This is a genomic window from Bacillus yapensis (assembly GCF_005280205.1).
GTDB lineage: Bacteria > Bacillota > Bacilli > Bacillales > Cytobacillaceae > Robertmurraya > Robertmurraya yapensis.
This window is the reverse complement of sequence record NZ_SUND01000002.1, coordinates 183,329-200,819: the sequence shown is the minus strand read 5'-3', so window position 1 is coordinate 200,819 and position 17,491 is coordinate 183,329. Positions and strand designations below refer to the sequence as shown.

Annotated in this window: 18 protein-coding genes; 3 read left to right on the top strand and 15 right to left on the bottom strand. The window is 38.0% G+C overall.

Annotated elements, in window-relative coordinates:
* Nucleotides 1–59: 59 nt before the first annotated feature.
* The 4 genes from tkt to yneA all read right to left on the bottom strand — a co-directional run bounded on the left by tkt (nt 60) and on the right by yneA (nt 3,654).
* Nucleotides 60–2,066 (bottom strand): transketolase, encoded by a 2,007-nt coding sequence (gene tkt, locus FAR12_RS03320; RefSeq protein ID WP_126406191.1) that lies wholly within the window; start codon nt 2,064–2,066, stop codon nt 60–62.
* Between the two features lie 290 nt (nt 2,067–2,356).
* A complete protein-coding gene (locus tag FAR12_RS03315) occupies nt 2,357–2,590 on the bottom strand; it encodes a DUF896 domain-containing protein (RefSeq protein ID WP_126406189.1) in 234 nt (77 codons plus the stop codon).
* Nucleotides 2,591–2,665: 75 nt separating this feature from the next.
* Nucleotides 2,666–3,322, bottom strand: a complete 657-nt coding sequence (locus FAR12_RS03310) for a YneB family resolvase-like protein (protein ID WP_126406186.1) — start codon at nt 3,320–3,322, stop codon at nt 2,666–2,668.
* Between the two features lie 17 nt (nt 3,323–3,339).
* The gene (yneA, locus tag FAR12_RS03305; protein ID WP_126406184.1) at nt 3,340–3,654 is read right to left on the bottom strand and encodes a cell division suppressor protein YneA; all 315 of its coding nucleotides are present in this window, start codon (nt 3,652–3,654) and stop codon (nt 3,340–3,342) included.
* Nucleotides 3,655–3,809: 155 nt separating this feature from the next.
* On the opposite strand from yneA, the gene lexA reads away from it, so the two are divergent.
* Nucleotides 3,810–4,433: a transcriptional repressor LexA gene (lexA, locus tag FAR12_RS03300; protein ID WP_126406182.1), complete on the top strand. Its 624-nt coding sequence runs from the start codon at nt 3,810–3,812 to the stop codon at nt 4,431–4,433.
* 68 nt (nt 4,434–4,501) lie between these two features.
* Here lexA and FAR12_RS03295 read toward each other — a convergent pair whose 3' ends face one another.
* From FAR12_RS03295 to hflX, 5 genes are all read right to left on the bottom strand, one after another.
* Nucleotides 4,502–4,999, bottom strand: coding sequence for a hypothetical protein (locus FAR12_RS03295; RefSeq protein ID WP_170972069.1), 498 nt, complete (start codon nt 4,997–4,999; stop codon nt 4,502–4,504).
* Nucleotides 5,000–5,442: 443 nt separating this feature from the next.
* Nucleotides 5,443–6,777, bottom strand: coding sequence for a type I glutamate--ammonia ligase (glnA, locus tag FAR12_RS03290; RefSeq protein ID WP_126406180.1), 1,335 nt, complete (start codon nt 6,775–6,777; stop codon nt 5,443–5,445).
* A 28-nt stretch (nt 6,778–6,805) separates the two neighbouring features.
* Nucleotides 6,806–7,216 carry a MerR family transcriptional regulator gene (locus FAR12_RS03285; protein WP_126406178.1) on the bottom strand — a complete coding sequence of 137 codons (411 nt, stop codon included), beginning with the start codon at nt 7,214–7,216 and terminating at the stop codon, nt 6,806–6,808.
* A 122-nt stretch (nt 7,217–7,338) separates the two neighbouring features.
* Complete coding sequence (locus tag FAR12_RS03280) at nt 7,339–8,610, bottom strand: methionine gamma-lyase family protein (protein ID WP_126406176.1); 1,272 nt, start codon at nt 8,608–8,610, stop codon at nt 7,339–7,341.
* 12 nt (nt 8,611–8,622) lie between these two features.
* Complete coding sequence (gene hflX, locus FAR12_RS03275) at nt 8,623–9,879, bottom strand: GTPase HflX (RefSeq protein ID WP_126406174.1); 1,257 nt, start codon at nt 9,877–9,879, stop codon at nt 8,623–8,625.
* A 214-nt stretch (nt 9,880–10,093) separates the two neighbouring features.
* Here hflX and FAR12_RS03270 point away from each other — a divergent pair, with 214 nt between their 5' ends.
* Complete coding sequence (locus tag FAR12_RS03270; RefSeq protein WP_126406172.1) at nt 10,094–10,720, top strand: trimeric intracellular cation channel family protein; 627 nt, start codon at nt 10,094–10,096, stop codon at nt 10,718–10,720.
* 15 nt (nt 10,721–10,735) lie between these two features.
* Here the strand turns inward: FAR12_RS03270 and spoVK are convergent, their stop codons facing one another.
* From spoVK to miaA, 3 genes are all read right to left on the bottom strand, one after another.
* Nucleotides 10,736–11,683: a stage V sporulation protein K gene (gene spoVK, locus FAR12_RS03265; protein WP_126406170.1), complete on the bottom strand. Its 948-nt coding sequence runs from the start codon at nt 11,681–11,683 to the stop codon at nt 10,736–10,738.
* A gap of 314 nt (nt 11,684–11,997) precedes the next feature.
* A complete protein-coding gene (gene hfq / locus FAR12_RS03260; protein ID WP_126406168.1) occupies nt 11,998–12,237 on the bottom strand; it encodes an RNA chaperone Hfq in 240 nt (79 codons plus the stop codon).
* A gap of 26 nt (nt 12,238–12,263) precedes the next feature.
* A complete protein-coding gene (gene miaA, locus FAR12_RS03255; RefSeq protein WP_126406166.1) occupies nt 12,264–13,229 on the bottom strand; it encodes a tRNA (adenosine(37)-N6)-dimethylallyltransferase MiaA in 966 nt (321 codons plus the stop codon).
* Between the two features lie 276 nt (nt 13,230–13,505).
* Between miaA and mreBH the strand changes: the two genes are divergently transcribed.
* Nucleotides 13,506–14,513 carry a rod-share determining protein MreBH gene (mreBH, locus tag FAR12_RS03250; protein ID WP_126406164.1) on the top strand — a complete coding sequence of 336 codons (1,008 nt, stop codon included), beginning with the start codon at nt 13,506–13,508 and terminating at the stop codon, nt 14,511–14,513.
* Between the two features lie 49 nt (nt 14,514–14,562).
* Here mreBH and FAR12_RS03245 read toward each other — a convergent pair whose 3' ends face one another.
* From FAR12_RS03245 to mutL, 3 genes are all read right to left on the bottom strand, one after another.
* Nucleotides 14,563–14,916 carry a hypothetical protein gene (locus FAR12_RS03245; protein ID WP_126406162.1) on the bottom strand — a complete coding sequence of 118 codons (354 nt, stop codon included), beginning with the start codon at nt 14,914–14,916 and terminating at the stop codon, nt 14,563–14,565.
* A gap of 121 nt (nt 14,917–15,037) precedes the next feature.
* A complete protein-coding gene (locus FAR12_RS03240; protein WP_126406161.1) occupies nt 15,038–15,487 on the bottom strand; it encodes a hypothetical protein in 450 nt (149 codons plus the stop codon).
* 160 nt (nt 15,488–15,647) lie between these two features.
* Nucleotides 15,648–17,486 carry a DNA mismatch repair endonuclease MutL gene (gene mutL, locus FAR12_RS03235; protein WP_126406159.1) on the bottom strand — a complete coding sequence of 613 codons (1,839 nt, stop codon included), beginning with the start codon at nt 17,484–17,486 and terminating at the stop codon, nt 15,648–15,650.
* Between the last annotated feature and the right edge of the window lie 5 nt (nt 17,487–17,491).

The window sequence follows — 17,491 nt, the reverse complement described above, 5'->3', positions numbered from 1 at the left end:
AATTCGCATAAATTATCATAAATAAAAGGCACTAGCTATAAGCTAGTACCTCATTTTTATTATTTTGCAAGTAAAGCCTTCACACGTGCAACTACATTTTGCGTAGTGAAGCCATATTCTTCTAAAATTTTCGCTTCTGGTGCTGATGCTCCGAATTGGTCGATTGCAAGGACATCGCCTTCATCACCTGTATAACGGTGCCAACCTAGAGATGCGCCCATTTCAATTCCTAAACGCTTCTTCACACTCTTCGGAATAACACTATCTTTGTATTCCTGTGACTGTTGCTCAAAACGGTGCCAAGAAGGCATACTTACTACAGAAGCATGAATGCCGTCGCTTTCTAGAGCCTTTTGTGCTTCAACTGCAAGAGGTACTTCAGAACCAGCTGCAAGTAACAATACGTCTGGATTTTCAGTATGTGCAGGTGAAACAACATATGCACCTTTAGATACACCTTCATAAGCGTTCTTATCTGTATCCTTTAATGTCGGTAAATTTTGACGTGTTAACACAAGTGCAGTTGGACGATCAGTTGATTCTACAGCCAATTTCCAAGCTGCCGCTGTTTCATTTCCATCAGCAGGACGAATAACGTCTAAATTAGGCATTGCTCTTAAGCCTGCTAATTGTTCAACTGGTTCATGAGTTGGACCATCTTCACCAACAGCAATACTATCATGTGTGAATACATAAGTAACAGGAAGCTTCATTAAAGCAGCTAGACGAATCGCCGGCTTTAGGTAATCAGAGAATACGAAGAATGTACCTCCAAATATTTTCAAGCCGCTATGAAGAGCCATGCCGTTCATCGCAGCTCCCATCGCAAATTCACGAACACCAAACCAAATATTTCTACCTTCAAATGTTTCAGGTGTGAAGTCACCAACACCTTTAATAGTAGTTTTATTAGAACCAGCTAAGTCAGCTGAGCCTCCAATAAAGTATGGAAGATTTTTAGCAATTCCGTTTAACACTTCACCAGATGAAGCACGGCTCGCTAAGCTTTTTCCTTCTTCATAGACAGGAATATCCTTATCCCAGCCTTCGATTAACTCACCCTTCATCGCTGCTTCTAATTGTGCACCTAATTCTGGGTATTCATTTTTATAAGCTTGAAATTGCTCATTCCATTCTTTTTCTTTCTTTTCGCCATTTTCAGCAATGAATTTCTTAAATTGCTCATATACTTCACTTGGTACATGGAAATCTTCTTCAAATGACCACTGATATGTTTCTTTTGTTAACTTTAACTCGTCTGCTCCAAGTGGTGCACCGTGAACATCTGACTTACCAGATTTATTCGGAGAACCGTAACCAATGACTGTTCTAACTTCAATCATAGTTGGACGCGTTTCATCACTCTTCGCTTCTTCAAGCGCTTTCGCAATTTCTTCAAGGTTATTGCCATCTTCAACACGAATATATTGCCATCCGTAAGATTTGAAACGATCTGCAATACTTTCAGAGAATGAACGATCTAAATCACCATCAAGAGAAATGTCATTTGAATCGTATAATACAACTAGTTTACCTAACTTTAAATGACCTGCTAATGAAGCTGCCTCCGCAGAAACACCTTCCATTAAATCTCCATCACCACAAATACTGTATGTAAAATGGTTGACTAAATCATACTTATCCTTATTGTATGAAGCAGCTAAATGACGTTCAGCCATTGCCATCCCTACAGCCATTGCAATCCCTTGACCTAATGGTCCAGTAGTTGCATCTACTCCAGGAGTATGACCAAACTCTGGGTGCCCAGGTGTCTTACTGCCCCACTGACGGAATTGCTTTAAATCCTCAATTGTTACTTCATAACCAGATAAATGTAACAAGCTATATAAAAGCATGGAACCATGTCCAGCAGATAAAACGAAACGATCACGATTAAACCACTGTGGATTTTTTGGGTTATGGTTCATATGTCTTGTCCATAGAGTGTACGCCATTGGCGCAGCTCCCATTGGCATCCCAGGGTGACCTGAATTCGCTTTCTCAATTGCATCGATTGACAAGGTTCTAACTGCGTTAATAGATAATGTATCAACTTGTCCAAACATTGTATCTATCCCTCCTATGTATTCCTTCTGTAAGTGAAACTTTCAGGCATTTAGCAAGTAAAAAGGCAAGGCAGGATATTCCAGCATAACTTTTTAAACGCTAATGAAATTCACTCTACCTATTAAATATATATGCCTGTTAATTTTTTCACAACCAATATAGTCAATATTTTATGGAAAAAATCAATTTTGTTCCTATTCTCCCACTATTTTTTGTCTCTATGTGTAAAATAAAAACCTTTCGAAGGAACAGAAAAAGGAATAACGTATAAACGCATTCCTTTAGGTATCTAATTTAACTTATTTTTATTTTGGTACTGCTTCAATTTATCTGGAGTAACATCATTTCCATCAGGATCCATGATGGTTACGCCTTTTAATGTAGTAAGCATCGATGAGCGAAAAGTCTCCAAATATTCTTTGCGAAGTGAGGTTTGCTCTTTTGCTTCCTCATCTGTAAGACGCGTTTGCTTCGCTTTATTTGCTAGCTCATTAATTCTTGCCATTTTTTCTTTTGAAAGCATGATTAAACTCCTTTTTGTTTACCTTTAAGTAACATAAATATTACTATGAATTAAATCTTTTTACAAGAAATGAGCTTATGCTTTCTGGCTTCCTTTATCTTCAATATATTCCTGATATCTTCTGTGAACAGTAGCCTTTGAGACTGGATATCCAAATCCTCTTAAGGTTGCAGCAATCTCCGCAAAGGTAAGATCATTTTGTCTGAGCCGCACAATCTCCTCAATCGGTATTTCTACCCGTTCTCTGCCACTACTTATACCAAGATTTTTAAGATTGTTTTGCGGCTTATAGCCTTCCTTAATAGCCTTTTTCATACCTCTTTTGATTTTGATATTATGTATTTTCCGTTGATATTCCTCTACCATCCCGACGATTTGTAATACCATAGAATCTGCTTCAGATACTTGAAGTTGTCCATTATGCGCAACTGTGTAAAGAGTAACATTTTCTTTCATAATACAATGTAACAAGGCAATTTTCGCATTACCTCTTCCTAACCTTGTTTCATCTTGAATTAAAACAACCTGAACGTTCTTATCCTTAATAAGAGATAATAACTCAATAACGCCATCTCGCTCCAAATCATACCCGCTAGCTTGCTCTTTTATGACCTTCACTACTTCAAATTGATAATTAGAAGCTAAATCTAAAAGTTCTTCCTCTTGTCTCATTAAAGAGGATTCTTGAGTATCTTTTTTCGTACTTACGCGACAATATATAACTGCATTCATTTAGCAATACTTCCTTACTATTCGTTTTCCCCACTACTAGCTAAAAACAGATTATCTGACTTCACTGGAATGATAATAGAATCACCTACATTTATATTATCATCAATTTCATTCGTCTTCTTTACCCAGTTAATAAACTGTTTAGAAGATAGCTGATGCTCGTCCGCATATGCTTTTGATAATTCCCACAAAGAATCACCTTCCTGAACAGTGATAGAGATAAATTCTTCATTTATATTAGATTCAGATTTTTGTCCAAAAACAAAAGCCAAAGAAAAACTCAATAAGATTAGTATAATAGCATAAGAATATCGATTCCAAATTTTCTTCATTAAAAACACCTCATTTAAGAATGTATGTTCGTTTATTTGATTTTATTATAATACGAACACTTGTTTCATGTCAACAAAAATTCGAACTTATGTTTGTATCAATTGGTAATACATGCTATAATCAAAACAAGAAATAAGATTCGAGGTGTGAAAGTATGGTCAAGCTATCAAAAAGACAGCAAGATATTCTTGAATTTATAAAAGACGAAGTCAAGCTTAAAGGATACCCACCATCCGTCAGAGAAATTGGAGAGGCTGTTGGACTTGCTTCAAGTTCTACCGTTCACGGCCATTTAGCTAGACTTGAAAGTAAAGGACTTATCCGTCGCGATCCTACTAAGCCAAGGGCGATTGAGATTTTAGAAATCGATGAGGCTTCTAATATTCCAAAGAGCAAGGTCATTAATGTACCGGTTGTTGGAAAGGTAACAGCAGGCTTACCCATAACAGCTATCGAAAACGTGGAGGAATATTTCCCATTACCAGAGCGACTAGCTGCTGACGACGAGAATGTTTTCATGTTAGAAATTATGGGAGAAAGTATGATTGAAGCGGGTATTTTAGATGGAGACTATGTTATTGTTCGTCAACAACAGTCCGCAAATAACGGAGATATTGTTGTAGCAATGACAGATGAAGATGAAGCAACGGTAAAGCGTTTCTTTAAAGAAAAAGATTACATTCGTCTACAACCAGAAAACTCTACTATGGAACCTATCATTTTAAGAAACGTCTCGATTCTTGGTAAAGTGATTGGTGTATATCGCCACATTCATTAAATATAGTAAACAGATGAAGCAAGCCTCGGCTTGCTTTTTTCTATGGATTGAACATTTTTCGCTAACTATTAATTTAAATTTTCTTCAACCCTTTGTTTCCAGCCTGAAAAGTTTTCTTTTAAATATTGAAAACCATATAACTGTAATGCCAGGATGATGAACACATATAATAATTGAATCTTTTTCATTCGCACCAATGAGGCGATCCCAAATTTAGTTAACCAGTGGTCCACTAGTACAAACGTAAAAAATGCATCGATGATTAAATTGAATAGCATGTATCTAAAAAACTTGCCATATGTCAGTTTTAGAATCCACATGGAACCGATAAAAAACGGTCCAACTATTAAAGGAATAGATCCCGAAATTTCCGGATGGAGTTTTGTATACCACCACCACCATTTTCTCTTTTTTGCAATAAAGTTAGTAAATCTAACCATCAATGAAATAAACAGACCTGCCGATAAAAACCTTTTAAATGCAGCTTTTCCTAACATAGGAATCGATAACCAAGGAAGAATCATCATTAGTATTAGTAATGGTTTCGTGTATTTCATAATCTTCATCAAACAAGCCTCCTACTCCATATATCTGGAATAATTTCCCCTGCGAATAGGATAAATATACAAATTAGGATGATTTATATATCTATGATGGGCGTGATAACATCTAGCTAATAGTCAATATAAGTCTGAAAACCCAAAAAGCTCTCTATTTGCTTTTTTGGTTTTCTAGAATGATTATTCTAAATTTGCACCACACTAAGAAAAAAGAGTGAAAGGATGAGTTCTATGGGGTATTTTTTCACGCAATTGCTTGCTAGTTTTATTGCCTCGTCATTTACTATGAAATACAACTTAACTTGGCATCGAAAGATTATTCTTATTTTCATCCCTCTCTTTGTTCTCTTTTTCTTCGCACAATCGGAATATATTATTAAGAGGATTGAACACATCCAAACACGAAAAACCCCTTAACCACAGAAATGGTTAAGGGGTTCTTGCATTTATTAATACATTGACATGTATTGTTCTCTTTCCCATGGATGAACTTGAGTACGGAACATATCCCATTCGATTTCTTTTGCTTCGATGAAGTGTTCAAGAATGTGCTCACCTAGTGCAGCAGTCATTACTTCATCTGATTTTAATTGATCAAGTGCTTGAGCTAAAGTAGCTGGTAAATCAACGATACCCTCTTCGATACGCTCTTCTCTTGTCATAACATAAATATTGCGATCTACTGGTGCTGGAGGAGTTAATTTGTTTTTAATTCCATCAAGACCAGCACTTAGAAGAGCAGCCATTGCTAAATATGGGTTAGCAGCTGGATCTACGCTTCTTACTTCAACACGAGTACTTAAGCCGCGAGAAGCAGGAATACGAATTAATGGTGAACGGTTTCTAGCAGACCAGGCAACATAACAAGGTGCTTCATAACCAGGAACTAAACGCTTGTAAGAGTTCACTGTTGGGTTAGTTACAGCAGTAAAGTTAGGAGCATGCTTAATGATACCAGCGATGAATTGACGAGCTGTATCGCTTAGCTCTAAGTTTCCAGTTGGATCATAGAATGCATTTTCTCCGTTTTTGAATAATGAAACGTTGCTGTGCATTCCAGAGCCGTTTACACCAAATAATGGTTTTGGCATGAATGTCGCATGAAGACCATGCTTACGAGCAATCGTTTTTACAACTAATTTAAAGGTTTGAATTTGGTCACATGCTGTAATCGCATCAGCATATTTGAAATCAATTTCGTGCTGACCAGGAGCTACCTCATGGTGAGATGCTTCAATTTCAAAACCCATTTCTTCTAATTCTAGAACGATATCACGACGGCAGTTTTCACCAAGATCTGTTGGAGCAAGGTCAAAGTAACCACCAGCATCATTAAGTTCAAGAGTTGGTTCGCCTTTTTCATCAAGCTTGAATAAGAAGAATTCTGGCTCAGGTCCTAAGTTGAAATCAGTGAATCCTAACTCTTCCATCTCTTTTAAAATACGACGGAGGTTGTTACGAGGGTCACCTAAGAATGGTGTACCATCTGGATTGTAAATATCACAAATTAAGCGTGCTACTTTACCTTTTTCAGCAGTCCACGGGAATACAACCCATGTATCAAGATCTGGATATAGGTACATATCAGATTCTTCAATACGAACGAATCCTTCGATAGAAGAACCATCAAACATCATTTTGTTGTCTAATGCTTTTTCAAGCTGACTAATAGGAATCTCAACATTCTTAATTGTTCCTAAGATGTCTGTGAATTGTAGACGGATAAACTTTACGTTCTCCTCATTTGCCAATCTTTTGATATCATCTTTTGTAAACTTCGCCATTCTACTTCCTCCCCATTATTACTACTTTTTATGACTTAAAAAAGCGAGACATATCCCCTTGACGTAGTGAGGAACGATTAAATCTTCCGGCCTGCGTTAATTCAGACCTAAGAATTTTCCTCAATTCATCATCAGATAATTCACGTCTTACTTTTTTAGCTTCCTTCTGCATTTCTTCTGTCACTACTTGTTTTTCCTTTGCGGAAAAAAGTTGTTTAATTCCAGCGAGATTGACACCTTGATCAATTAAATCCTTAATCTCGAGTAGAAGGTCAATATCATTAAGAGAAAACATTCTCCTATTCCCTTCTGTTCTTGCTGGAGATATCAATTGGTGTTCCTCGTAGTAGCGGATTTGACGTGCAGTTAAATCAGTTAATTGCATCACAATTCCTATTGGAAATAGTGGCATCGTACGACGAATTTCACTTCCGCTCATGCGATTGTCTCTCCACCTTTCTATCATGTTTTTATTATATGAAATGTTAGTTTTTCTGTCAACACCATGTTAGGTTTTATGACATAAAAATTTAAAATATTTTTTTCTAGTAATCTAAAGTATTAATCCACCTGCAAAAGACCCTTTTCTAATAAATGATTCAACGCGAGACAAATCGCCATTTTAACATGCGAGTAGGTTAATCCTCCCTGAACATAGGCAACGTATGGTGGACGTGTCGGACCATCAGCCGTTAATTCAATGCTAGCTCCTTGAATAAATGTTCCTGCAGCCATAATTACATCATCCTCATAACCTGGCATATAACTAGGGTACGGCGTGACATGTGAATTAATTGGAGAAGCAAATTGAATTGCTTGGCAAAAGGCAACCATTTTCTCCTTATCATCAAATTGTACAGACTGGATTAAGTCAGTACGAGCTGCGTTCCATTTTGGATTCGTGTTCATTCCTAGTTTCTCTAAAGTTGCAGCCGTTAGGATTGCCCCTTTTAATGCTTGTCCAACAACATGGGGAGCCAAGAAAAATCCTTGATACATTTCCTGCAAACTATAAAGAGACGCCCCTGCTTCTCGGCCAATTCCTGGAGAAGTTAAGCGGTAGGAACACGCTTCAATCCATTCCTGTTTCCCAACTAGATATCCACCCGTCTTCGCAAGTCCACCACCTGGGTTTTTAATGAGAGAACCTGCCATTAAATCAGCACCAACATGACATGGCTCTAAATCTTCTACAAATTCCCCATAACAGTTATCAACAAACACAACGGTATCTGGCTTAATTTCTTTTACAAAAGCAATCATTTCTTTAATCTGAGCGATTGTAAAGGATGGTCGGTTAGCATAGCCTTTGGAACGTTGAATTCCAATCATCTTCGTATTCGGCTTCATAGCTGCTTTGATTGCAGGATAATCAATTTGCCCCTCTTCTGTTAAGGCAACGCTATTATAGGAGATTCCGTATTCCTTTAAGGAACCGACACCATTGCCACGAATCCCGACAATTTCTTCTAACGTGTCATACGGCTTCCCCGTAATATAGAGGAGTTCATCCCCCGGTCGGAGTACACCAAAGAGTGCAATTGAAATCGCATGTGTTCCAGAAATAATCTGCGGTCGCACAAGCCCAGCTTCCCCACCAAACACTTCAGCATATATTTCTTCTAATGTATCTCGACCGATATCATCATAGCCATAGCCGGTTGACGGAATGAAATGCGAATCACTAACACGCTTGTTTTGAAAGCTTGTTAAGACACGAAATTGATTTCGGTCGATGCGTTCATCAATTTCTTTATGTAACGGTTCGATTTTTACCTCTACTTCCTTTATGATTTTTTCTAGCTTGTTCCCATATTTTAATTGTTGAAACATGTTGCTCTCCTTCTAAACTGTATATTTTTTCAACTGTCCATAGATTTGATGGTCACTAAGCGCATACCCTTTACAAACATAGACTTGTTTTTCTTCATGAAAGTTCAATTCTCTTAAAATCGTCTCATTCTTCAACTGGGAAAGTAGCTTCCCTTCAGAAGATGGCACTTCTACATGATAATACTCCATTGATTGAATGGCGAGCTTTTCAACCTTCTGCTTCAAGTGAATTCGATCTTCCTTATCAAAGGCACTGATGCTAATCGTCTCTGTCTTAGCAGTAGGAACAAAATCAACATGTTGTAAATCCCTTTTATTGTAGACGGTTAGCTGAGGAATTTGATGAACCTCTAAATCCTCTAACAATTTATGTACGGTTTCTTCATGTTGATAATAATCCTCATTCGACATATCGACTACATGAAGGATTAAGTCAGCCTCACTCACCTCTTCCAATGTAGAACGGAATGAAGCAATCAATGTTGTCGGAAGGTCTTGAATGAATCCAACCGTATCTGTCAAAAGTGCACCAAAGCCACTTGGCAAAATGACTTTTCGCGTCATTGGATCAAGGGTAGCGAACAATTGATTCTCTTCAAAGGAATCCGCTTCCGTTAATCGGTTAAAAAGTGTTGATTTTCCTGCATTTGTATAACCAACAATCGCAATCTGGAACGTCTTATTTTTCTTTCTTCTTTCACGGTAGCGGTCTCGATGCTGAACAATGACAGACAATTGGTTTTTAATATCATCAATCCTTCTACGAATATGTCGACGGTCTGACTCTAGCTTTGTTTCCCCAGGACCTCTCGTTCCAATACCGGCACCAAGTCTTGAGAGCTGAGTACCTTGTCCGCCAAGTCTAGGTAAAAGATATTGGAGCTGAGCAAGCTCAACTTGCAATTTCCCTTCTTTTGAGCGAGCACGCGTCGCAAAGATATCAAGAATTAATTGGGTTCGATCAATAATTCTTGCATCAATATGGGCAGAAAGATTTCGGACCTGACTCGGAGATAATTCATCATTAAAAATAATGAGGTCTGCTTCAAGCTCTTCCTCAAGTGCTCTTAATTCTTCTACTTTTCCTTTTCCTATGTATGTAGAGGGATGAACGCGGTCACGCTTTTGAATTAATTTTGCAACGACCTTTCCTTTTGCTGTTTCTGTTAAAGACTCAAGTTCAACCATAGAATATTCATATCGAAGTTCATCTTCCGTTGTTTGACAACCAACAATGATGACTTTTTCGTAGCTAGTTTCTTGATTCACTAAATTGCCTCCTTACATGAGTTGCCTCCCTTTTGAGACAACAATTAACACTTTGCTTTCATCATATCAAATAATGTCTCACAAAACGAATTTTTCATTGGAGATTAAGGCTTTCCGTGATAAAATCAATTTGTTTGTTTGTATATTTGCTTGAAAGCATTTTTAAAGTTCGAAAATTTACATCTGAGATTTCTAGATTAGAGGAGAAAACTGCATGACCTGGGAAGTATTAAGTATGATTGGCACAGTGGCCTTTGCCATGAGTGGTGCCATTATTGCGATGGAAGAAGATTTTGATATTTTAGGAGTATACATATTAGGAATTGTCACTGCATTTGGTGGTGGAGCAATAAGGAATCTTTTAATCGGGGTGCCTGTCTCAGCATTATGGGAGCAAGGTGTATTTTTTCAAATTGCCCTTTTATCTATTACTATCGTATTCTTATTTCTAAACAATCTCCTGAAGCTTTGGCAAAGATGGGGAAACTTTTTTGATGCCATTGGATTATCAGCCTTCGCCATTCAAGGAGCCATGTATGCTGTTAAAATGAATTTACCTTTAAGTGCTGTCATTGTTGCAGCTGTTTTAACTGGAAGTGGCGGAGGAATGATTCGAGATTTACTCGCTGGGAGAAAACCACTTATTTTAAACGCAGAAATTTACGGGGTGTGGGCGATCGTTTGCGGCTTAGCAATCGGCCTTAAATTAGCTGTTAGTTCAATGGAGTTATATATTCTTTTTGTTCTCGTCACTTTATTACGTGTCCTATCCTATACATACAATTGGAGACTTCCAAAAAGATTATCTTTCGAAAAAAAGGGTGCCTTTTATAAAATGTAAAAGGCACCTCTTTTTCTAGTCATCATCCAAAATCAAATCATTACTCCGTATCGTCATCAGGTCGTGCCGGTCATAATGATTTTGTAGGAGAAGTCTCATCGATTGAGAACGAATCGATTTTTCAATAATATTTCTCATATATCTTCCGTTCGAGAAGCTTGTTAAGCTTAAGGACGTCTTAACCCAATATAGATGTTCACGAAGCTTTTTTTCTGCCTCATGACTTAATGTATATTCTTTTTCCTTCAACATTTTCCCGCCAATTTCCATGAGCTGATCAATCGTATAGTCAGGAAAATCAATTACAAGTGGAAATCGCGAATACAAACCTGGATTTAAAGTTAGAAATTGATCCATTTCCCGAGAGTATCCAGCTAATATGAGGATAAAATCATGCTGTTTGTCCTCCATATGCTTTACCATCGTATCAATCGCTTCTTTTCCGAAATCTTTTTCTCCCCCACGCCCTAAGCTATAGGCCTCATCAACAAACAAAATGCCACCCATTGCTTTTTTAATTAAGTCTCTTGTTTTCTGTGCAGTATGTCCAATATACTCCCCGACTAAGTCTGCCCGTTCTGCTTCAATGAGATGTCCTTTCGTTAGAACATTCATCCGATGAAATAACTTCCCAATCAACCTTGCTACCGTTGTTTTTCCTGTTCCAGGATTCCCTTTAAACATCATATGAAGAGCTTGCTTTCCCGCCTTTAAACCTACTTCTTCTCGCTTTTTATTGACATATATCCAAGCATAAATTTCTTTTATTGTTTTTTTCATTTCTTCCATTCCAACAAGTGCAGCGAGCTCCTCTTCAATTTCCTTTAACGCGGCATGCTCCTGTTGAATTTCCTTTGGAACAACTTTTAAATCTGGAAGTTCTTTTTCTAATGTTTTTCTCTGTTGTGAATTAAGGACGATACTAATTTGTCCGTTATTTTTCATGCGAAAAGGTTGGTCCAAAGCTTTCACCTCTCATTTCTTTCAAGGCTGTTTTTTGTGCTGTGAAAAGTCCTTCCTTAAAAACAATATACTCAAAGAATACTATTGTTGTGACAAACGCCTATATGGGACGTACTATTGCACTGATCAACTTAACAAAAACGGTAACTAATCTATATGTATTCAATTCAGTCCAATTTCATTAGGATTTTTTCTCGATCAAAAAAGCCCACCTCGGTATGAAGTGGACCTTTTTAATATTTGACTTGTTTTAGTTTTTTGTGACACGAATCAATTCTTCAAGCTATTTTCCCCTTCGAGAAAATCGCCATTAATTATGATTGTTGTGGACTTTCTAAATCAATCTGAACATTCCGCTGAGGTGCAAAGGTTGAAATCGCATGCTTGTATACAAGCTGCTGTTTACCTTCAGATTCAAACAAAACAGTAAAATTATCAAAGCCTTTGATCTGGCCTCTTAATTGAAAACCATTCAATAAAAATACTGTAACGCTGATACCGTCCTTACGCAACTGATTCAAAAACTGGTCTTGAATGTTAATGGATTGTTTCATCATGGGATCCTCCTCTTTTATCTCTATTAATATGTATTCGATTTTATTTCTAGCTTTCCTTCAATATACGAAGAAATTTCCGTAATTTTTTTATGTAAAGTTTCGATTGTCGTCACATCTGACATGTCGAACCACTCCACATCCATTTTATTACGAAACCAAGTTAGCTGGCGTTTCGCATACCGACGAGAATTTTGTTTCAGCTGTTCATTGGCTTCCACAATAGATATTTTACCATATAAATATTCATAAATCTCTTTGTAGCCAATTGCCTGAATGGATTGACAATCTTTCAACCCGGATTGAAAAAGCTCTCTTACTTCCTCTAACAATCCTAGTTCCATCATAATATCCACTCGTTTGTTAATGCGCTCATATAATTTTTCTCTGTCCATCGTCAACCCTATGATTGCTGTATCATACATCAATTCAGGCGTCTGCCCTTCTTGATATTGAGACATTGTTTTACCAGTGCAATGAAAAACTTCCAGCGCTCGAACAACTCTTCGTAGGTTATTCGGATGAATTGTTTTCGCTCCTACTGGATCAACCTTCTGTAATTCTTCATATATTGCTTCGTTGCCTTCTACTTCAGCCCTATTTTCAAGAGTGCGTCGGAATTTTTCGTCTGATGGGGCATCAGAAAACTGATAATCATATATGACGGATTGAATGTATAAGCCCGTACCTCCCACAATCATTGGTAGCTTTCCCCGTTGTGTAATTTCTGTAATTTTTTTTCGAACCCGCTCCTGAAATTCTGCAACAGAAAAAGATTCATGAGGCTCTTTAATGTCAATTAAATGATGGGGTATGCCTTCCATTTCCTCAGGGGTAATCTTGGCGGTTCCAATATCCATCCCTTTATAAATCTGCATCGAATCTCCACTAATGATTTCTCCATTAAAAGCTTTTGCTAACTCAATGCTTAGTTTCGTTTTCCCTACAGCTGTAGGTCCAATTAAAACCACTACTTTTTCATGCTTATCCACTACCGCCACTGCCTTTTCAATCCATTTGTGTTTTATAAAGAACTTGTGCTAATACATCGTAACACATTTAAAGGCATTTTTTAAAGGATTCTCCATTTTACTCAACATTTATCAATTATGCCCAATCCTTTTTACCCCTATTCAAAGTCCTAGGTTATTTCCGATTTTTTCTTGTTTCATTACAATTCCTTAACGTTTAGATAACAACCCCCTTTTTCGACATATCTCGTGCTAATTTATATAAAGTAAAAACAATAAGGAATTGGTGGGAAAAAAATGCTTTCAGCAAATGAAATTGGAATCGATTTAGGAACAGCAAATATATTAGTTTACAGTAAAAATAAAGGAATTGTTCTCAACGAACCTTCCATTGTAGCAATCGATATTAATACGCAGAAAGTCATTGCTTTTGGTCGTGATGCCAAAGAAATGGTCGGAAAGACGCCTGCGAATATTCGTGTTATTCGTCCGCTAAAAAATGGAGTGATTGCCGATTATGATATTACGACTGAACTTCTCAAAATTATTATGAAAAAAGCGGCCCAGTTAACAGGACTTACGGTTAGAAAACCGAACGTTGTAATCTGTACTCCTTCAGCAGCAACAAGTGTTGATAAAAGAGCGATTCAAGATGCCGCGCGCAACGCTGGTGCCAAGCAAGTTATTTTAATCGATGAGCCAGTAGCTGCAGCTATCGGATCTGGTCTTCCGATCGATGAGCCTGTTGCAAACATGATTGTTGATATCGGTGGCGGTTCAACCGAAGTTGCCATTATTTCATTCGGTGGTGTAGTAGCATGTCAATCAATCACCGTTGGTGGCGACAGACTTGATGAAGAAATTATCCAGTACATCCGTAAACAATATAATGTACTTGTCGGTGAGAGAACAGCTGAGCAAGTAAAAATGGAAATTGGCTACGCTCTTGTCGATCATCACGAACTAGCGATGGATGTACGAGGTAGAGATTTAGTAACCGGCTTGCCAAAAACCATTACCCTATCTTCCTATGAAATTCGTGATACATTAAAGGAATCACTTCTTCATATTCTTGAAGCAATTCGCGCTACACTCGAAGAATGTCCAGCAGAACTAAGTGGTGATATCGTAGACCGCGGTGTTATTTTAACTGGTGGAGGATCACTGCTTAACGGAATGGAAGAATGGCTAAGCAAGGAAATTTTTGTTCCTGTGCAGCTTGCTGAGAATCCTCTAGAATCAGTTGCATTAGGTACTGGCGATTCTTTACGTTTAATGAAAAGACTACAACAATCAATCCGTTAATAAAAATAGAAGGACACCTACAATTTTTTTCGTGGGTGTCCTTTAACTATTATTTTAAGCGTCTGTGATTGCCGTCATGATGATGATGTCCGTCGTTATGATGATTGTGTCCACCATGGTTGTGTCCACCATGGTTGTGTCCACCATGATGATGTCCATGTTGGTGTCCTTGGTAGCCACCAAAATGTCCCCCTTGACCTAAAAGACTCCCGCCTAATAAGCCTGCTCCTAAACCAAGTAACCCTGCTGTATATACATTACCACTTGGATATCCGTACCCATAGCCGCCGTATCCAGGACCATAGCCAGGGCCGTAGCCATAACCGTATCCTGCTCCTGGATACCCATATCCACCTGGTCCTCCGTAGCCATAAAGTCTTTTGTCATTTTGATGCGAGTTCATTTAGTTGCCTCCCCTCTATTCTCAGTTAGTCCATTATATGTAGACAGCTTATAGTTCGGAATGGGTAGACAAGCTAAATGGGCAATTTCCTAGTCCAAGTGAATGAACGAGTTAACTTCCATTATGTTTCGATAATCTTTTTTCTCAATCTATTAAAATAAATGAAAATCGGAAGCGGAATAACAATAAAGCCTAAACTTTTAATAATTTGATTAACAGCGTTGTTTTTCTGTCTCTGTTCTTCATCTTCAATGAGCTGATCATATTGGGTTTTTAGCTCATCTTCACTTAATGATTCTTGATTCTCACCTGGGACCTTTTCTGCTTGCTTCATCATTTTAAAATCAGAATAGCTCTGATAATAGGCAGGTGGACTCACTAAATCAGCAGTAGCCATAAAGATAGAAATTCCTCCTCCTATCACCATCATTAATGTCGCAAAAAGAACTAAATACGTGTATAAATGGCGAATCATCTTCTCTCCTCCTTCCTTATTTTTCACTGCAGCAATAATGATAAAAGCAATCAAGAGCAAACCGATAAAGAAAGGCAAAATAACTAATACAACCAATTGATCACCCCTAAGAATGGCCTACTACTATATTTATGATAGACAAAACTTTTTTCTACCTCGATGATTAACTTTATTATAACTCTCTTCTACATATTGGAAATGAATTCCCCCAGAAAGACAAAAAATCGCCAAACTCATACTTGAGCTTGGCGATTTTCTACATCACTCGCTTAAACATCTTCTCCATGTCATAAGTGGAATAATGAATAATAATTGGCCGGCCATGAGGACATGTAAAAGGATCTGAAGACCTTCTTAGTTCATCAAGCAGAGCTTGAATTTCACTTGTCTGCAAATAATGATTGGCTTTAATGGAACCTTTACAGCTCATCATAATGGCAGCTTCTTCTCTTAATTTCTTAATATCGACCTTTTTCATTGTTAAGAGCTGTTCAATCATTTCTTCGATGGTTTCCTTCTCTTCCCCTTTTGGAAACCATTGTGGATGAGAACGAACGATAAAGCTATTTATCCCAAATGGTTCAAGGAAAACTCCGACTTCCTCAAGTTTATCCTTATGTTCCATAATTTTAATAGTCTCATCAGATGAATATTCAAAAGTGAGCGGAACGAGCATTTCCTGTAGTTCTTTTTCAACTCGTCCCACTTTTTCTCTGAAATATTCGTACTTGATTCGTTCCTGGGCCGCATGCTGGTCAATGATATAAAGCCCTTTTTCGTTTTGCGCAAATATATAGGTTCCATGCATTTGACCAATTGGATAGAGAGGTGGAACGCGTGATTCGATCGGTGCTGGTACTTCTTCCTCTTTTTCTAGCACCGGCTCTGAGAAAGTCGGTACGCTCGTCTCTTCTTGTTTCATTTCAACTGTCCATTCCATTTTCTGTACAAATGGAGTCTGGACAGGAGGAGAATATGGTTCGATTTCAGGTAGATCATATTCGATCGGTGGCTGTTCCTCTTTTGCAATTGGGAGATGGTCTAAGTCAAAAGAAGGTTGTTCTGTTCGAATTACTTCTTTTGGTTCCCGTTGCATCCCAGTTGGAATGAGCTCTTTCGTATGAAATGCTTCTTTAATCGTCTGTGCCACCAATTGGTTTAATTCAGCTTCTTTACTAAATCGAACCTCCATTTTTGAAGGATGCACATTGACGTCTACTAGAATCGGATCCATCTCAATGTTAATCATGACGATCGGGAAGCGACCAATCGGAAGAAGGGTATGATACCCTTCTTGAATTGCTTTGACTAACGGATAATTTTTGATGAAACGTCCGTTCACCATCGTTGTAATATAGTTTCGTGACGCACGCGTAATCTCTGGATAAGCAAGCCAGCCACTAATCGTAAAATCCAATGATGATGCATGGATTGGAATCATTTTCTTCACAATATTTAAGCCGTAAATTGCGGCCAGCACTTGGCGGACATCACCATTTCCGTTCGTATGAAGCAGCTTTCGATCATTGTGTACTAGGCGAAATGACACCTCTGGATGAGATAGGGCCAGACGATTTACAATGTCTGTAATATTCCCTAACTCTGTATGAACAGTCTTCATGTATTTTAAACGGGCAGGAGTATTATAAAATAAATCGGTGATCTGGATATCCGTTCCTTTTCTCGCAGATGCTTTTTCATGGACCTCTATATGTCCGCCTGCAAGCACTAGCCTTGTTCCTTCTTCACCTGTGGAGGTTTTCAACTCCAAACGTGAAACAGAGGCAATACTCGGTAGGGCCTCGCCACGGAAACCAAGCGTTCTAATGCGAAATAGGTCCTTATCATCCTTAATCTTACTTGTCGCATGTCTTCTAAAAGCCATCAACACATCTGACTCTTCAATCCCGTCCCCATTATCAATAATACGAATCTTCGAAAGTCCTGCTTCCTCTACTTCAATTTCAATAATCGTGCTGTTTGCGTCAATCGCATTTTCCACTAATTCCTTTACAACAGAAGCGGGCCGTTCGACTACTTCACCAGCTGCTATCTTATTGGAAAGTAAATCATCCAACTGAATAATTTTCCCCATCAGTC